Annotated in this window: 16 protein-coding genes and 1 riboswitch; of the genes, 11 read left to right on the forward strand and 5 right to left on the reverse strand. The window is 62.6% G+C overall.

All coding sequences use genetic code 11. The features are described from left to right. Nucleotides 1-4: 4 nt before the first annotated feature. A complete protein-coding gene (locus FJ930_RS22385; protein WP_141840183.1) occupies nt 5-829 on the reverse strand; it encodes a transporter substrate-binding domain-containing protein in 825 nt (274 codons plus the stop codon). Between the two features lie 294 nt (nt 830-1,123). Between FJ930_RS22385 and FJ930_RS22390 the strand changes: the two genes are divergently transcribed. From FJ930_RS22390 to FJ930_RS22400, 3 genes are all read left to right on the forward strand, one after another. Continuing rightward, nucleotides 1,124-1,855 carry a LuxR family transcriptional regulator gene (locus FJ930_RS22390; protein ID WP_140744140.1) on the forward strand — a complete coding sequence of 244 codons (732 nt, stop codon included), beginning with the start codon at nt 1,124-1,126 and terminating at the stop codon, nt 1,853-1,855. A 96-nt stretch (nt 1,856-1,951) separates the two neighbouring features. Further along, a complete protein-coding gene (locus FJ930_RS22395) occupies nt 1,952-2,590 on the forward strand; it encodes an acyl-homoserine-lactone synthase (protein WP_141840142.1) in 639 nt (212 codons plus the stop codon). Continuing rightward, complete coding sequence (locus FJ930_RS22400; protein WP_246676992.1) at nt 2,587-3,351, forward strand: enoyl-CoA hydratase-related protein; 765 nt, start codon at nt 2,587-2,589, stop codon at nt 3,349-3,351. The genes FJ930_RS22395 and FJ930_RS22400 overlap by 4 nt, the downstream gene beginning before the upstream one ends. A 56-nt stretch (nt 3,352-3,407) precedes the next feature. Here the strand turns inward: FJ930_RS22400 and ppk2 are convergent, their stop codons facing one another. After that, entirely contained in the window at nt 3,408-4,316 is a 909-nt protein-coding gene (ppk2, locus tag FJ930_RS22405) for a polyphosphate kinase 2 (RefSeq protein WP_141840143.1), read from the reverse strand. 220 nt (nt 4,317-4,536) lie between these two features. On the opposite strand from ppk2, the gene FJ930_RS22410 reads away from it, so the two are divergent. From FJ930_RS22410 to FJ930_RS22420, 3 genes are all read left to right on the forward strand, one after another. Then, nucleotides 4,537-5,799, forward strand: a complete 1,263-nt coding sequence (locus FJ930_RS22410; protein ID WP_140744136.1) for an ATP-binding protein — start codon at nt 4,537-4,539, stop codon at nt 5,797-5,799. Between the two features lie 115 nt (nt 5,800-5,914). Continuing rightward, complete coding sequence (gene phoU / locus FJ930_RS22415; protein ID WP_140744134.1) at nt 5,915-6,640, forward strand: phosphate signaling complex protein PhoU; 726 nt, start codon at nt 5,915-5,917, stop codon at nt 6,638-6,640. Nucleotides 6,641-6,734: 94 nt separating this feature from the next. Beyond that, nucleotides 6,735-7,742 carry a magnesium and cobalt transport protein CorA gene (locus tag FJ930_RS22420; protein WP_140744132.1) on the forward strand — a complete coding sequence of 336 codons (1,008 nt, stop codon included), beginning with the start codon at nt 6,735-6,737 and terminating at the stop codon, nt 7,740-7,742. Between the two features lie 90 nt (nt 7,743-7,832). Here the strand turns inward: FJ930_RS22420 and FJ930_RS22425 are convergent, their stop codons facing one another. Continuing rightward, on the reverse strand, nt 7,833-8,351 hold the full coding sequence (locus tag FJ930_RS22425; protein ID WP_140744130.1) for a GcrA family cell cycle regulator: 519 nt from the start codon (nt 8,349-8,351) through the stop codon (nt 7,833-7,835). A gap of 357 nt (nt 8,352-8,708) precedes the next feature. Between FJ930_RS22425 and FJ930_RS22430 the strand changes: the two genes are divergently transcribed. The 3 genes from FJ930_RS22430 to FJ930_RS22440 all read left to right on the forward strand — a co-directional run bounded on the left by FJ930_RS22430 (nt 8,709) and on the right by FJ930_RS22440 (nt 11,996). Further along, on the forward strand, nt 8,709-9,908 hold the full coding sequence (locus FJ930_RS22430) for an aspartate aminotransferase family protein (protein WP_141840144.1): 1,200 nt from the start codon (nt 8,709-8,711) through the stop codon (nt 9,906-9,908). Between the two features lie 17 nt (nt 9,909-9,925). Then, complete coding sequence (gene argF / locus FJ930_RS22435) at nt 9,926-10,837, forward strand: ornithine carbamoyltransferase (protein ID WP_140744126.1); 912 nt, start codon at nt 9,926-9,928, stop codon at nt 10,835-10,837. Between the two features lie 124 nt (nt 10,838-10,961). Further along, nucleotides 10,962-11,996: an Hsp33 family molecular chaperone gene (locus tag FJ930_RS22440; protein ID WP_140744124.1), complete on the forward strand. Its 1,035-nt coding sequence runs from the start codon at nt 10,962-10,964 to the stop codon at nt 11,994-11,996. Between the two features lie 194 nt (nt 11,997-12,190). On the opposite strand, the gene apaG is transcribed toward FJ930_RS22440, so the two are convergent. Beyond that, nucleotides 12,191-12,583 carry a Co2+/Mg2+ efflux protein ApaG gene (gene apaG, locus FJ930_RS22445; RefSeq protein ID WP_140607669.1) on the reverse strand — a complete coding sequence of 131 codons (393 nt, stop codon included), beginning with the start codon at nt 12,581-12,583 and terminating at the stop codon, nt 12,191-12,193. A gap of 219 nt (nt 12,584-12,802) precedes the next feature. Between apaG and FJ930_RS22450 the strand changes: the two genes are divergently transcribed. After that, nucleotides 12,803-13,954, forward strand: a complete 1,152-nt coding sequence (locus FJ930_RS22450) for a ceramide glucosyltransferase (RefSeq protein WP_141840145.1) — start codon at nt 12,803-12,805, stop codon at nt 13,952-13,954. 30 nt (nt 13,955-13,984) lie between these two features. Here FJ930_RS22450 and FJ930_RS22455 read toward each other — a convergent pair whose 3' ends face one another. Beyond that, nucleotides 13,985-15,175 (reverse strand): O-succinylhomoserine sulfhydrylase, encoded by a 1,191-nt coding sequence (locus FJ930_RS22455; RefSeq protein ID WP_141840146.1) that lies wholly within the window; start codon nt 15,173-15,175, stop codon nt 13,985-13,987. A gap of 57 nt (nt 15,176-15,232) precedes the next feature. After that, nucleotides 15,233-15,310: riboswitch (SAM riboswitch) on the reverse strand. Between the two features lie 91 nt (nt 15,311-15,401). Here FJ930_RS22455 and FJ930_RS22460 point away from each other — a divergent pair. Beyond that, nucleotides 15,402-16,496 (forward strand): 2'-deoxycytidine 5'-triphosphate deaminase, encoded by a 1,095-nt coding sequence (locus tag FJ930_RS22460; protein WP_141840147.1) that lies wholly within the window; start codon nt 15,402-15,404, stop codon nt 16,494-16,496. Nucleotides 16,497-16,646: the final 150 nt, after the last annotated feature.

Consider the following 16,646-nt stretch of genomic DNA (forward strand, 5'->3'; position numbering starts at 1 on the left):
CGGATCAGAAAAAGCTGACCGGGAAATAGCGCAGGTAGAATTCGGCGAAGGTGCCTTTCATCGAAATCTCCTGCAGCGCGTAATCGAGCGCTGCCGCCAGCGCCGGATTGTCAACCCGGGTGGCGATGGACATCCCCGTGCCCAGATATTCGGGAGCCAGATAGGGGCCGCCGGCAAAGCGGCAGCAACCGGCTGCGTCCGAACCGCCCAGCCAGAAGGCGAAGCGCATGCCGTCGCCGAAGGCGACGTCGATCTTGGCCGCCTTGAGATCGTTGTAGAGGTCTTCGGGCTTGTCGAACGGAACGATCTGAACGGTATCGAAATAGTCGCGCAGCATCCGTTCATGCGCCGAGCCTGCGAGCACGCCGACACGTTTGCTGCGCAGCTTGTCGAAGACCGGTTCCGAGAGGGCCTTGGTCTTCGGCGTGATGAAGCGTGCCGGAAACTGCAGATAGGACCGCGAGAAGGCGTATTTCGATCGCGATTCCGGTGTCGCGGCGATGCCGGCGATGATCGCTTCGCCTTCGCCTTTCTCGAGCGCCCCTTCGAGCTCGCCCCAGGGCAATGCCTGGATCTGGCATTTGTCGACGATGCCGAGTTCCGCGCAGATGGCGCGCGCCAGGTCGATGTGGAACCCGGACAGTTTTCCCGCGCCGTCGAGGAAATTGAAGGGCGGAAAATCCGTGGTCGTCAGGAACCGCAACCGTGGCAGGGCGGAAAGGTCCGGCTTGGGCAAGCGTTCCTTGGCGTCCCACAACACCGGCACCTGCGGCTCAGCCGCGCGCGCGCCGACAGCCCCGAGGCCCAATGGCAGCGCTGCGGTCAGCATCCATGCCAGGACCAGGAACCTCCATTGGAACGCCACGATAGAACTCCGCCGCACTCGTCTCGCGCCGGTTTTGGTACGAAAATGATACAGGCACAATGCTTTTTGATTTCAACGCGCCGATTTCAGGTTATGATTTGGCGTGTTTGCAAACAGCAGTGGCTGCCCTGGTGGGGGACCAGGGTCGAGAACCACAACCGGAAAACAGCGCTTTGCAATCCACGGTCGGTGGCGAAGTGCGGATAAGGCACACACCATCGGTCCCAATGCATGAGGCAACATGGGGTTGATGTTGCGATGGGTCAGTTCGATCGGACGCTGGAATACATAGACCAACTGCAGCATGCCGGAACGGCGGCGGCGGTTTGCGAAAAGCTGTTAGGCATAACGTCGGATTTCGGTCTGACCGCGCTGATGGCCGGAACCGTTCCGCAGCCAGGTACGCCGACCGGGCAGCAAAAGCAGCATGTGCTGCTGTGCGACTGGCCCGTTGAATGGCTGGAGCGCTATGTGGCGCGCAACTATGTCGATCACGATCCCGTGGTCAGCCACATGAAGCAGCTGCAGGCGCCGTTCCAATGGCGGGAAGCGGCCCAGGACATTCGCATCGACAAGAGCAGCGGCGAAGTGATGGGCGACGCCGGAGCTTTCAAGCTGCGCGATGGGCTGGCCTTCCCGCTGATTACGCTCGATGGCCAGATCGTCATGGTATCGCTGGGCGGCGAGGCCGTGGAACTGTCGGAGGCACAGTTCGGCCTGGTGTCATTGGTCTCGACCTATGCCGTTGGCCGCGCCATGCAACTCCACACCATGGCCGGCAAGACCATCGACCACATCGAATTGACGCCGCGCGAGCGCGAATGCCTGCAATGGGCCGCCGTCGGCAAGTCCGAGTGGGAGATTTCGCAAATCCTCGGCATCTCCGAACACACGTCGGAGAAACATCTTCTTAACGCCAAAAGCAAACTCGGTGCCGTCAACAGAGTTCAAGCTGTCGCCGAAGCGATAAGACGCGGCTACATTAGCTAGGTCGGCCGTGCCGACCTAGAACTTCCCGCCTACGTGATCACGCAATTTTCTTGTTGAAGCACGGCCGTATCATCCTCTGAACACAGGAGACGGCAGATGCTTTTTTGTCTTACAACCCACGAGTTGATGGAACGTCCGGACCTTTGGGAGGCCGTCCATCGCCTGCGCTACAAGATATTTGTCGAGGAGATGGGGTGGGAGGACCTGCGGCGCCCGGACGGGTTCGAGGTCGATCAGTTCGATCATGACGAGGCGGTGCATCAGATCGTCATCATTGGCAACGAAGTCGCGGGCTATCAGCGGATGTTGCCGACCACGCGGCCGCATCTGCTGACCTCGGTTTTGACCGATCTTTCCGAAGGAACGCCGCCATCGGGTCCCGACATCTGGGAGTTGACCCGTTATGCGGTGGCTCCTGGATTCCGCGATGGCCGTCGCGGCGTTTCGACCATCGGCACCGAATTGATAGCCGGATTCGTCGAATGGGGGTTGAAGCGCGGCGTCGACAAGGTGATCATCGAGTTCGAGCCGATGTGGGTCTTGCGCGCGTTGCAACTGCATTTCCTGGCGACGCCGCTGGGCTATCAGCGCACCTATGGCAATCAGCAGGTCGTGGCGACGCTGCTCACCTTCAATGAGCACACGCTGAACGTGGTGCGCTCGCGCCGCAACCATCATGCCCCGGTTCTTGCCAGGGGATATCCTGACATGTTCGGGCAAAGGAGGGCGTCATGAGATCGGAAACGGCCATGGACCTGCACCCGCAACCTGAACTGCGCAACCACACGCTGATCGTCACCGTGTCGTCGAATGACGGCCGGCCCGTGCTCGACAGAAGGGCCTATGAAAGCCTCGCCAGGACGTTCCACGAAGCCGCCGACAATGACGAGGTGCGTGTCGTCGTGCTGCGTGGCCTGGCAGGCTGCTTCTGCCTCGGCGGCGACTTTTCCGAATTCCTCGACGCTACCAAGCATCAGAAGCTGATCGCCGCCGTCACCGACATGTTCCGCACGCTGGCGACGTTTCCCAAGCCCATCCTGGCCTGCGTCGACGGCGACGCCGTCGGCGTCGGCTGCACCATCCTGTTCCATTGCGACATGGTGATCGCCTCGGGTGACAGCACATTCCGCGTGCCGTTCGTCGATTTCGGCCTTGTGCCGGATGCGGCGACCAGCATCCTGGCGCCACAGAAGCTTGGCTATGCCGGCGCGTTCCGCTTCTTCTGCCTCGGCGACACGCTTCATGCCGAGGACGCCAGGGCGCTTGGCCTCGTCGCCGAGATCGTGCCTGACGGCGTGGAGCAGGCGGTGCTTGGACGGGCAAGGCAACTCGCCAAGAAGCCGGTGGCTGCCTTGCTGCAGACGCGCGGCCTGCTCAAGGGCAACACCAACGCGCTGTGCGATCGCATCGACCAGGAGATATCGCTGTTCCAGCAGGCGCTGCAGGATGACGCCACGCTGCGGCGCCTGCAGCGCATCGCCCGGCTCGCGGCTTGAGCGATCGCGCCAGGAAATTGCGCCGCGCAGACAAATATCCGCGCGGCGCGGAAGCGTCAGTCCTGTTTTCCAAGGAATGACGGTCCTTCGCCGATGATCTTCTTGTCTTCCTTGCCGACGACATCGAGATCACGCCCCTCATAGGGCAGGGACAGAAGGATGCGCCGCATTACCGCCAGCCGCGCGCGGCGCTTGTCGTTGGCGCGCACGATGATCCATGGCGCGAATTCCTTGTGGGTACGCTCTAACATGGTGTCGCGCGCCTTGGTGTAATCGTCCCATTTGGTGATGCCGGCAATGTCGATCGGCGAGAACTTCCAGTTCTTCAACGGACTATAGCGGCGATCGTGAAAACGCTCGAGCTGCGTTTCCCGACCGATATTCAGCCAGAACTTGAAGAAGTGGATGTCGTCATTGACAATCATCCGTTCGAAATGCGGTGTCTCGTCGAGAAACTTCTCGTGCTGTTCGGGCGTGCAGAACCCCATGACCGGCTCGACGCCGGCGCGGTTATACCAGGAACGGTCGAAGGTGACGAATTCGCCCGATGTCGGGAAGTGGGCGACATAACGCTGGTAGTACCATTGCCCCAGCTCGGTCGGGGTTGGCTTGGTCAGCGCCACGTTGCGCGCCGTGCGCGGGTTGAGGTATTGGCGCACCACGAAGATCGTGCCGCCCTTGCCGGCAGCGTCACGGCCCTCGAACAGCGCCATCACCCGCTTGCCGGTCGCCTGCAGCCATGCCTGCGCCTTGACCAGTTCGATCTGCAAGTTCTCGAGCGTCTGGTCATACTCGTCGCTTTTCATCTTCTTGGCATAGGGGTAGCCGCCCGCGGTCAGCTTGTTGTCCTCAACCCAGGCCGGAAGCTCGGGATTCTCGATATCGAACTCCCGCTCCTCGCCCCCGATCCTGATTTTCAGCGGACCTGAAGTCGGCGCGGCGGAATCTTCCTTGGCTTTTTTCATCGAGACGAACCCTTTTAACCATCCGGACTCATGCTATTGGGAGCCACCACAGCGCCGCGCGTCCGTTTGGACGGGCAAAACACGCTGTAGCACTTTTGATTTTGCACATGATCCTCTCCGAAAATCGATTCCCGATTTTCGGGATCATGCGCGGGAGCGGTCCGGCGGAAGTTTCCGCCACCGGCCGGTGGGAAGGCATGGGACGCGGGCGTGCGAGCGAATGACTGACCTGGAGGCGGAGCAGAAAGGTATGACGCGAACCATGGCGATCCGGCTGTGGAACGGCCGCTGGCTGCTTGCTGCGGGTGTCGTGGCGGTTCTGATCGCCTTTGCCTTCGCCGGTCTTTCCGCCTATGTGCTGGTGCCGGCGCTGCTGCTGTTGCTCGCGGCCGCGATCCTGCCGGCAGCGGGCATGCGCCAGTCCGAAGAGAATGCCGCTGCGATCGAGGCGATCGGCCTGCAGCGCCTGTCAGGCGAATATCTGGCGGCGGCCGTCGCCGACCCGCTGATCATCTTCGATCAGGCCGCCACCATCGTCCATGCCAATGCCGCCGCCTTTGCCGCCTTTGGCGGCATCGCGCCGGGCCTGTCGCTGCCGCTGAAATTCCGTGCGCCGGAAATGCAGACCCTGCTCGACAGCGTGCTGTCGGGCACGATCGCCTCGGATGTCGTCGACTATACCGAGAAGCTGCCGGTCGAACGGGCTTACCGGGTCAGCGCGTCCTCGGTCGGGCACGGCACCGACCTCTATGTGCTGGTGTTCAAGGATCAGAGCGAGGCGCGACGCATCGATCGCATGCGCGCCGACTTCATCGCCAATGCCAGCCACGAATTGCGCACCCCGCTCGCCTCGATCGCCGGCTTCATCGAAACGCTGCGCGGACCCGCCCGCAACGATCCGGCGGCCCGCGAGCAATTCCTGCAGATCATGCAGAACCAGACCGGCCGCATGGCGCGCCTGATCGACGACCTCTTGTCGCTGTCGCGGCTGGAGATGAAGCCTTATCTGAAGCCGGGGACCGAAGTCGACCTGCGCCAGACCGTCGACAGCGTCATCGATTCGCTTGGTCCGCTTGCCCGGGAAACCAGCGTCGCCATCGAGCGTGATTTCGCCGCGGGCCCCCTCAATGTGCCGGGTGATCGCGACGAGTTGTTCCAGGTCTTTGAAAACCTTCTGGAAAACGCCTGTAAATATGGCCAGTCGGGCGGCCGCGTGGTGGTGTCGATCGCGCACAGCGACGGGGCCGAGCCTGGCATCGACGTGACCATCAGGGATTTTGGCCCCGGCATTCCCGAGGAGCACATCCCGCGCATCACCGAGCGTTTCTATCGCATCGATGTCGAGACGAGCCGGACCCAGAAAGGCACGGGCCTCGGCCTGTCCATCGTCAAGCATATCCTGACGCGTCATAACGCCAGGCTGACGATCAAGTCCGAAGTCGGCAAGGGCGCTGCTTTCTCGGTCCATTTGCCGACGGCCTAAACCGCCCTAGTTTTCCACAAGAGCATTTCTTTTTTCTGTCATCCCGCTAGCGTATCAGCGGGGATTCGAGGAAACGACTCAAAATCAAAACACCCCGTGGGAAGGCATTTCGTCCATGCAGTCCGTGCACATAATGAGCGCCTATGACGAGGAGCTGAAATATCTGTCGAAGCGTATCGCGGCGATGGGCGGCCATGCCGAGCGGATGGTCGAGCAGGCGGTCGCCGCTCTGGTCAATGCCGATCCGGGATTGGCCCAGAAGGTGATCCGCGACGACATGGTATTGGACGAAGGGCAACGCGAGATCGACGACAAGGCGATCATCATCATCGCCAAGCGCCAGCCTATGGCGACGGACCTGCGCGAGATCGTCGGCGCCATCCGCATTTCCGCCGATCTCGAGCGGGTCGGCGACCTAGGCAAGAACGTCGCCAAGCGGGTCGTTGCCGTCACCGATGGCCGCCAGCCGAACAGCCTGTTCCGTGGCCTCGAGGCCCTGGCCAACTTGGCGCTGACCCAGCTCAAGGAAGTTCTCGATGTCTACGCCTCGCGCTCGGTCGACAAGATCGGCTTCGTGCGCGACCGTGACGACCAGATCGACGCCATGTACACGTCGCTGTTTCGTGAATTGCTCACCTACATGATGGAAGATCCACGCAACATCACGCCTTGCACGCATCTCCTGTTCTGCGCCAAGAACATCGAGCGCATCGGCGACCACGCCACCAACATCGCCGAGACGATCTACTACATCGTGACGGGCGATCAGATGCCGGCCGAACGGCCCAAGGGCGACAAGACGGACAAGATCAGCCTTTCCGGGGCGTTACCGGTAAAGTGACTGCTCTTCCTCTCGAACGCTTGATCATATTGCGCTAAACTATTCCGGCGTTAAGCTCCTCGGGCCTTGAAGGGTCTGCTCTCAGGAGGTGGCGATGGAATACGTCCGGGAGTTCAAGTCCGCGCCGCCGACATCAGGCATCATCGCCTCCAGTGTCTATACGGCTGGGCGCCGTATCGCCGACATCCCGATCGAGGAAGCCGGCGAATGGGCCAGGAAATCCGGACACGTCGTCTGGATCGGACTGCTCGAACCCGATCGCGACCTCTTGCTGCGCGTCAAGGCTCAATTCCATCTGCATGAGCTGGCGATCGAGGATGCCGAGCATCCGCATCAGCGGCCCAAGCTCGAGCAATATGGCGATGCGCTTTTCATAGTTGCCCGCACCGCGCAGCTGATCGACGGACGGGTTACCTTCGGAGAGACGCATCTGTTCGTCGGCTCAGGCTACATCGTCAGTGTCAGGCATGGCCCTTCGACGTCCTATGCCGCCGTTCGCCAGCATTGGGAAAGCTGCCCGCATTCGCTGGCCAAGGGCGAGGATTTCGTCCTCTACGCCATACTCGATTTCATTGTCGACAACTACATGCCCGTGCTCGAGCAGATCGAGGACGAGGTCGAAGCGATCGAGGACAAGGTTCTGCTCAAGCCAATGTCCGGTCCCGACATTGAACGCCTCTATATGCTGCGCCGCGATCTGTTGCGCCTGCGCAATGCGGCGCTGCCGCTGGTCGAGGTCTGCCGCCGGCTGACCAGCTCCGATCTGCCGCAGATCCATTCCGCCATGCACCCGCTGTTCCGCGACGTGACCGATCACATCCGCACCGTCCAGGAAAAGATCGACAGTTTGCGCGAGGTGTTGGCGTTCGCCTTCGAGGCCAGTCTTCTGGTGGGTCAGAGCCAGGAAACGGCGATCTCCAAGAAACTCGCCTCATGGGCGGCCATCCTGGCGGTGCCGACCGCATTCGCCGGCATCTACGGCATGAACTTCACCGACATGCCGGAACTGAAGATGGAATATGGCTATCCGATCGTGCTCACCGTCATCGCGCTGATCTGCGCGGTTCTCTACTGGCGGTTTCGCAAGAATGGGTGGCTGTGAGGAAGTCAGTAGTCAGTAGTCAGTGGTGGTTGATCGGCTCGTCGCCTATTCCTTCACTACTCACTACTCACTACTCACTACTCACTCCGCTTAACGATTCCGCCGCCGCTCCGCCGCCGGCTGGAACGCAACGCGTGCGTGGTATTTGCAATAGGGACCGGTTTCGGCGGCCTCGTTGCCGCAGAAGTTGAAGTCCTCCGAGAGCGGATCGCCATTCGGCCATTTGCAGGTGCGCTCGGTCAGTTCGACGAGTTGCAGATGCCGTGAGATCGGTATCACGACATTCTCGACCGGGCGGATGTAGTGCCGCGCCACCGGTTCGGCGTCGAATTGCGTCTGAAGGGCTGTCGCGCCGATCGATGTCGTGACGTGGCGTGCCGTGCTTGCGGCGCGCGCCACCGACTTCTGGACGGTCGAGCCCTGCGTCGCCTTCTTCTGGCGCGCCGGCGTCGCTGTTGCGCGACCGCGGCCCGAGAGCTTCAGCCGGTGCACCTTGCCGATGACCGCATTGCGGCTGACCCCTCCAAGCTGGGCAGCAATCTGGCTTGCGCTCAGACCCTCCGACCACAGTTTTCTGAGAAGTTCGACCCGCTCGTCAGTCCAGTTCATGAGACCGCGCTCCTGCTAAGCGTGCGGCAATCAGAATCCATTCCCGACCCAGCACCACTGCTGGGGCAGACACCACATATATCTGGTGATTAGGTCCGCCACACGAAATCTAGTTATTTCTCGACTACAATTACCTTATGCGCTGACTCGGTGACAAGAGTCCCAAGTGCAACACGAATCGGTTTTTTCGGTTTTCCCCAACTTGCCCGGTCGCTTATGAGCCGGCATCTCGTCAGGGGGCTTGCCGCGTGCCACTACGCGACGTTTTCGTTGACTTCATGGCCGAAAAACCCGATAAGCCGCAAAGGCCGCCGCTTTGGCGGCTTTTTTGATTTTCCGGTACCGGAGACGCATATAATGAGCGGTTCGGCGCTTTTCGAGACCTTTTCTCGCGCACCCCTGGCTTTCGACCACGGGGAAGGCACCTGGTTGGTTACGGACAAGGGCGAGCGATATCTCGATTTCGCTGGCGGCATAGCAGTCAATTCGCTGGGCCACGGCCACCCGCGTCTGGTCGCAGCCCTCACCGAGCAGGCGGCAAAACTCTGGCACGTCTCCAATCTCTACGAGATTCCGGAGCAGAGCCGGCTTGGCGAGCGGCTGGCCGATGCCACCTTCGCCGACAAGGTGTTCTTCACCAACTCCGGCGCCGAGGCACTGGAATGCGCCATCAAGACGGCGCGACGCTACCACTTCGTCAAGGGCCATCCCGAGCGCTTCCGCATCATCACCTTCGAAGGCGCCTTCCATGGCCGCACGCTGGCGACCATCGCGGCGGGCGGCCAGTACAAATATCTCGAAGGGTTCGGACCCAAGGTCGAAGGCTTCGACCAGGTCGGCTTCGACGACATCGATGCCGCCGAAAAGGCGATTACGCCTGAGACCGCCGCGATCCTGATCGAGCCGGTGCAAGGCGAGGGCGGCATTCGTCCGATGCCGGTGCAATCACAGAAGCGGCTGCGTCAGCTTTGCGACCAGCATGGGCTGCTGTTGATCTATGATGAGGTTCAGTGCGGCATTGGCCGCACCGGCAAACTGTTCGCGCATGAATGGTCAGGCGTCACCCCCGACATCATGGCGATCGCCAAGGGCATTGGCGGCGGCTTCCCGATGGGTGCCTGCCTTGCCACCGACGAGGCGGTTGTTGGCATGACCGCTGGCGTGCACGGCACGACCTTCGGCGGCAACCCCCTGGCCATGGCGGTCGGCAATGCTGTGCTCGACGTCGTGCTGGAAGACGGCTTCCTCGAGGACGTCCAGCGCAAGGCGCTGCTGATGAAGCAGGGACTTGCCGCGGTCGCCGATGAGTTTCCCGATGTCATCGAAGGCATCAGGGGCACCGGCCTGATGCTTGGCCTCAAATGCGCGATGCCCAACACCAAGGTGAACATGGCGCTGCGCGACCAGCATTTGCTGGCGGTTCCGGCCGGCGACAACGTCATCCGCCTGCTGCCGCCGCTTACCGTCACAGACGCCGAGATCCACGACGCGCTCAACCGCATCCGCGCTGGTGCCAAAGGCCTGGCGGATGCCATTGCCGTGGCCGCCGCGAAGTAATCCCGGAACCATTGCTGATGTCAGTTCGCCACTTCACCGACCTTTCCGCCGTTTCCGAAGGCGACCTGCGCTTCATGCTGACGGACGCGGTGGCGCGCAAGGCGCGCCTCAAGGCGGGCGAGCGATCCAAGCCGCTCGAAGGCAAGGTGCTGGCCATGATCTTCGACAAGCCGTCGACGCGCACGCGCGTCTCCTTCGATGTCGGCATGCGCCAGCTTGGCGGCGAGACGATCATGCTGACCGGCACCGAGATGCAGCTCGGCCGCTCCGAGACCATCGCCGACACCGCCAAGGTGCTGTCGCGCTATGTCGATGCCATCATGATCCGCACCACCTCGCATGAGCGGCTGCTGGAGCTGACCGAGAGTGCCACTGTTCCGGTGATCAACGGCCTGACCGACGACACCCATCCCTGCCAGCTGATGGCCGATATCATGACCTTCGAGGAGCATCGCGGTCCGGTTGCCGGCAAGACCATCGCCTGGACCGGCGACGGTAACAATGTGCTGCATTCGCTGCTCGAAGCGTCGGCGCGTTTCCGCTTCAACCTGAACGTCGCAGTGCCCGAGGGCAGCGATCCGTTCGAAAGATATGTCGACTGGTCAAAGGCCAATGGCGGCAGGATCAGCTTCGCCCGCTCGGCCGAAGAAGCCGTCGACCAGGCGGATTGCGTGGTCACCGACAGCTGGGTGTCGATGGGCCAGGAGCATCGTGCACGCGGCCACAACGTCTTCCTGCCCTATCAGGTCAATGCGGCGCTCATGGCCAAGGCAAAGCCTGATGCGCTGTTCATGCATTGCCTGCCGGCGCATCGCGGCGAGGAGGTGACCGACGAGGTCATGGACGGCCCGCATTCGGTGGTCTTCGATGAGGCCGAGAACCGGCTCCATGCCCAGAAGGCCGTGCTCGCCTGGTGTCTTGGTGCTTGAAGTGTCTTGGTGCTTGAAGTGTCATGGCGCTGGTCTGGGCGCTTGATCCGCGGGGGCGCGATCCCTATCTGCGCCGCATCACGCAAATCAAGCGCGTTTGGACGCATGTGCCCACCGGGGCCGCATGGCCGCGCCCTGGAGCTTTGTCATGTTGGAAACCCATCAAGTGACTGAACATCACCCCAAACTCGGCGAGTTCGGCTACGCTGGCGACGACCATGTCGTGCCTTTCGAGGTCGGTCCGCTCGACGTACGCGGCCGCACCGTGCAACTCGGGCCGATGCTCGACGCCATCCTCGGACGCCATGACTATCCCGAGCCGGTTGCCCGCCTGCTCGCGGAAGCCTGTGTGCTCACGGTGCTGCTTGGCACCTCGCTCAAGTTCGAGGGCAAATTCATCCTGCAGACGCGCACCGACGGGCCGGTCGACATGCTGGTGGCGGATTTTTCCACGCCCTCGGCGCTGCGCGCCTACGCGCGCTTCGATGCGGATCGGCTCGAGGCACTGGTCGCGGCAGGCGAGACGTCCCAGCAGACGCTGCTTGGCAGCGGTGTGCTGGCGCTGACCATCGACCAGGGCGCCCATACGCAACGCTATCAGGGCATCGTCCAGCTCGACGGCGAAACGCTGGAAGACGCGGCGCGCACCTATTTCCGTCAGTCGGAACAGATTCCGACCGACATCAGGCTCTCGGTGGCCAAGCTGCTGATGCCCGGCGTCGGCGGCGTGCGCGAGCACTGGCGTGCCGGCGGCATCCTGGCGCAGTTCCTGCCGCAGGCGTCCGAGCGCATGCGCGTTCCGGACCTGCCTGGCGGTGATGGCGATCCGCGCGAGGAGATGCATGATCCCACCGACAATTCCTGGCAGGAATTGCTGGCGCTGCTCGGCACCATCGAACCGACGGAACTGATCGATCCCACGATCGGCGCCGAGCGGCTGCTTTACAGGCTGTTCCACGAGCATGGCGTGCGCGTCTTCGGCGGCGTCCCCGTCGCCGACCAGTGCTCATGCTCCAGGGACAAGATCCGCGGCATCCTCGAGGGCTTCTCCGCGCAGGAGATCAAGGACAGCACCGAGGACGGCGGCATCCATGTCGCCTGCGAATTCTGCTCGAAGCAATATGACTTCGACCCGGCGGAATTCGCGGCTGAGAAGTGAAGTACCGGCCTTCTTCCCGTTCACGGGGAGAAGGTGCCCGAAGGGCGGATGAGGGGCAGCGCGGCCCTCGGCAGTGATCGCGCGGATCCACGCAGCGCTTGTATGTTCTCACGAGCCGCCGCCCTCATTGCCCTGCCGCACATTTCTCCCCATACAGTGACGCCATCGCAGCGGACCTCGCCAATCGCCGAGGTCTAGTTCACGGTCCGCTTTGTCCCCGGCAGGTCGAGCGAGAAGGCCGGGATGGCGATGTCGAACGTCTCGCCGCGTTTGTTGCGCATCGTGTAGTGCCCGACCATGATCCCTGACGGCGTCGAGAGCGGGCAGCCTGACGTGTACTGATAGCTGTCGCCGGGGTTGAGTTCGGGCTGGTCCCCGACAACGCCTGGCCCGCGCACCTCCTCGACCCGGCCCGCTCCGTCGGTGATGTGCCAATAGCGCGACAGAAGCTGCACGAACTCGTCCGACTGGTTGTCGATCGTTATCTGATAGCCCCAGACGTAGCGGTTCTCCGAAGGGTCAGAACGATCCTCGAGATAGAACGGCCTGACCTGCACTTCGATGTTGCGCGTGACGGCGCGGTACATGAGCGGCTCCAAAACAATCCGGTACCTTTCGACGCTCCCAGCGAGCAGGTCAACGTGCGCGTCTTGTCGCGCGTGACCCTGAAAGGCAGGTGGCGGCAAAGAATGTCATTTAAGTGACACATGACAATGGTGGTGTGCGCGCACGGGCGACTCGGCGCTCTGCCGACCTGTTGAAACGGCCGTCACGCGGGCCGTCTTTTCTGGAGTGACCAGATCTCGATGGAACTCACTCTCATAGCCGCCTCGCTCTCGACCGCACTCATCCTTTCAAACGCCGCCAGCATTGCGCTTGCCACCTCACAGCTGAAACGGCGCACCACGATCGCACCGCCAGCCGGCAGATCGCTGCCGGTGTCGATTGTCGTACCATCGCGTGGCGTCGAGCCGTTCACGCACGAGACACTGGAGCGCGCCTTCTCGCTCGACTGGCCGCGCTATGAACTGATCTTCTGCGTCGCCCATGCCGACGATCCGGTGGTCACGCTGATCCGTGCCGCCATGGCGCGCTTTCCCAAAGTGCCAGCCCGCCTGTTGATCGGCGATGACCGCATCAGCGCCAATCCCAAGCTCAACAATTGCGTCAAGGGCTGGGAAGCGGCGCGCCACAACTGGGTCATTCTTGCCGATTCCAACGTGCTGATGCCGAGGGACTACATTCAGCATTTGATGGCGGCATGGCGGCCGGATACCGGCCTCGTCTGCTCGACGCCGATCGGTTCGCGGCCCGATGGCTTCTGGGCGGAGGTCGAATGCGCCTTTCTCAACACGCTGCAGGCGCGCTGGCAGTACGCCGGCGAGGCGCTCGGCCTTGGCTTTGCCCAGGGCAAGAGCATGCTGTGGAACAAGCCCATGCTGGATGCCAATGGCGGCATTCGCGCGCTGGCGGCCGAGATTGCCGAGGACGCCGCCGCGACCAAGCTGGTGAACGGGCTTGGCCTGCGCGTCAATCTCGTTGCCGCGCCTTTCGAGCAGCCGCTCGGCCGGCGTAAGCTCGGCGAAATCTGGTCGCGCCAGGCCCGCTGGGCGCGCCTGCGCCGCGTCACCTTCCCGCTTTTCTTCGCGCCTGAAATCCTGACTGGCGCGGTGGTGCCGCTGCTGCTTGCGCTGGTTGCGGCGGCAAGCGCCGGCTTCAGCCTGCCGCTGACGGCCATCGCCGTGCTGGCCGCCTTCTACCTTCCGGAATGTGCCCTGGCCTGGTCCAAGGGCTGGTACCTGTCGTCGCGCATCGTCGCGGCGATCATGGTGCGCGACCTGATCCTGCCGGCCATGTGGGCACGCGGTTGGCTCGGCGGCGCCGTCGACTGGCGCGGCAATGCGATGACCATCGGCACCAAGGCAACGGAGTTGGAGGAGACACCGTCGAGCGCCTGATAGCCGTGCATGATGCCGCGTGGGCAGGCCTTACTTGGCCGCCTGCAACGCCTGCGCGATGTCTTCCAGAAGGTCGTCGGTATCCTCCAGGCCGACCGACAGCCTGAGCGTACCTGGCCCGATGCCGAGTTCGGCGCGGGCTTCGTCCGTCAGGTTCTTGTGGGTGGTCGTCGCCGGATGGGTGATCAGGCTCTTGGCATCGCCGAGATTGTTCGAGATCAGCACGATATCGAGCGCGTTCTGCAAGGCGAAGGCAGCCTGCTTGCCGCCCTTGACGTCGAGGCAGATCAGCGTCGAGCCGCCCGACATCTGCTTCCTGACGATATCCGCCTGCGGGTGGTCGGTGCGGCCGGGATAGATGACGCGGGCGATCCGCGGCTGTTCGGCAAGGAAGTCGGCGATCTTGCCGGCGCTTTCCGTCTGTTGGCGCACGCGCAGCGGCAGCGTCTCCAAGCCCTTCAGCAGCGTCCAGGCATTGAAGGGCGACAGGCTGGGGCCGGTATGGCGGAAGTAGTCGTGCAGGTTCTTGTCGATCCATTCCTTGTCCGAAAGGATCACGCCGCCAAGACAGCGGCCTTGGCCATCGATGTGCTTGGTCGCCGAATAGACGACGATGTGGGCGCCGAGCTGCAGCGGCTTCTGCTGCAAGGGCGTCGCGAAGACATTGTCGACGACAAGCCGTGCGCCGATCGAATTGGCAAGTGCGGCGACAGCGGTGATGTCGACCACTTCCAGCGTCGGATTGGTCGGGCTTTCCAGGAAGAACAGCTTGGTGTTCGGCCTCACCGCCTTTTCCCAGTTGGCGATGTCGGTGCCGTCGACCAGCGTCGCCTCGATGCCGTAGCGCGGCGCCAGCGTCTCGACCACCCAGCGGCAGGACCCGAACAGCGCGCGCGCCGCCACGATGTGGTCACCAGCCTTGACGCTGCACAGAAGCGCCGCCGTCACGGCCGCCATGCCGGATGCCGTGGCGCGGGCATCCTCCGCACCTTCCAGCGCGCACATGCGCTTCTCGAACATGTCGACGGTCGGATTGGCGTAGCGCGAATAGATGAAGCCCGGTTCCTCGCCCTTGAAACGGGCCTCGGCGGCCTGCGCCGTCTCATAGACATAGCCCTGGGTCAGGTATATCGCCTCGGAGGTCTCGCCGAAGCCGGAACGCAGGGTTCCGCCATGCACGAGGGCTGTCTGAGGCTTCCAGTTACGCTTCTTGGTGCTCATCGCTTTTGTTCCAGACACAAAAAAACCGGCCGCGAAAGTCGCAACCGGTCCATACGGCCTTGCGGCCCGACGGTCCTTTAGCGACTTGTTTAACGTGGCTGCAAGCCGACCGGCCAAATCACCACGGGATAACGACCCTTTAGACCCGCGCCACGCTTGCGTCAATTGCCGGCTTCATTAAGAGGGTTGTACCAGACCTCGCCCGGCCTTCGAGCGGAGCAAGACTTTGCGGCAGACAGGCATTCTTCCCGATCAGGACATTTCGGCGCTGTTCCAGTCCGGCGCGCTGAAGTCGCCACGCGCGCTTGATGTCGACCAGATCCAGCCGGCGAGCCTTGATCTCAGGCTCGGCGACAAGGCATGGCGGGTGCGGGCTTCCTTTCTGCCCGGTCCCAACCACAAGGTTTCGGAGAAGCTCGATCGGCTGCAGCTTCACGAGATCAACCTGACCGAGGGCGCAGTGTTGGAAACCGGCTGCGTCTATATCGTGCCGCTGCTCGAAAGCCTGGCATTGCCAGCCGACATTTCGGCCTCGGCTAATCCGAAAAGTTCGACCGGGCGGCTCGACATCTTCACCCGTGTCATGACCGACCGTGGCCACGAATTCGACAAGATCGCTGCCGGCTATACCGGTCCGCTCTATCTGGAAGTCAGCCCGCGCACCTTCCCGATCGTAGTGCGCACCGGCTCGCGCCTGTCGCAGATACGCTTCCGTACCGGCAACGCATTGCTCTCGGAAGCCGAACTGCATGAATTGCACCGCGCCGAGATGCTGGTCGCCACCGATCCGCCGAACATTTCGGGCGGGGGCATCGCGCTGTCGATCGACCTCAATGGCGACAGTGACGGCCTGGTCGGCTATCGCGGCAAGCATCACACCGGCCTTGTCGATGTCGACAAGCGCGCGGCGCAGGATGTCCTCGACTTCTGGGAGCCGATCCACAAGAGCGGCGCCGGCGAACTGGTGCTCGATCCCGATGAGTTCTACATTCTCGTCAGCCAGGAGGCGGTGCATGTGCCGCCGCTCTACGCCGCCGAGATGACGCCCTTCGACCCGCTGGTCGGCGAGTTCCGCGTCCACTATGCCGGCTTCTTCGATCCGGGCTTCGGCCATTCGGCGGCCGGCGGCACCGGCAGCCGGGCGGTGCTCGAAGTACGCAGCCACGAAGTGCCGTTCATCCTCGACCATGGCCAGATCGTCGGCCGGCTCGTCTACGAGCACATGCTGAAGCGGCCGCAGGCGCTCTACGGCACCGATCTCGGCTCCAACTACCAGGCGCAGGGCCTCAAGCTCTCAAAGCATTTCCGCGCCGCGCGCTGAGGTTTGAACTGCCAATCTCCCCCCTTGTGGGGGAGATGCCCGGCAGGGCAGAGGGGGGCGCGAAGGAACGCTGCCTTCGTGTTTTGATACACAGATGAAGACTTCCGAAGTCTGAACTTTGATAAGTTGATAGGTCGGCGGGACAGCGCC

The organism is Mesorhizobium sp. B2-4-15 (assembly GCF_006658505.1).
GTDB lineage: Bacteria > Pseudomonadota > Alphaproteobacteria > Rhizobiales > Rhizobiaceae > Mesorhizobium.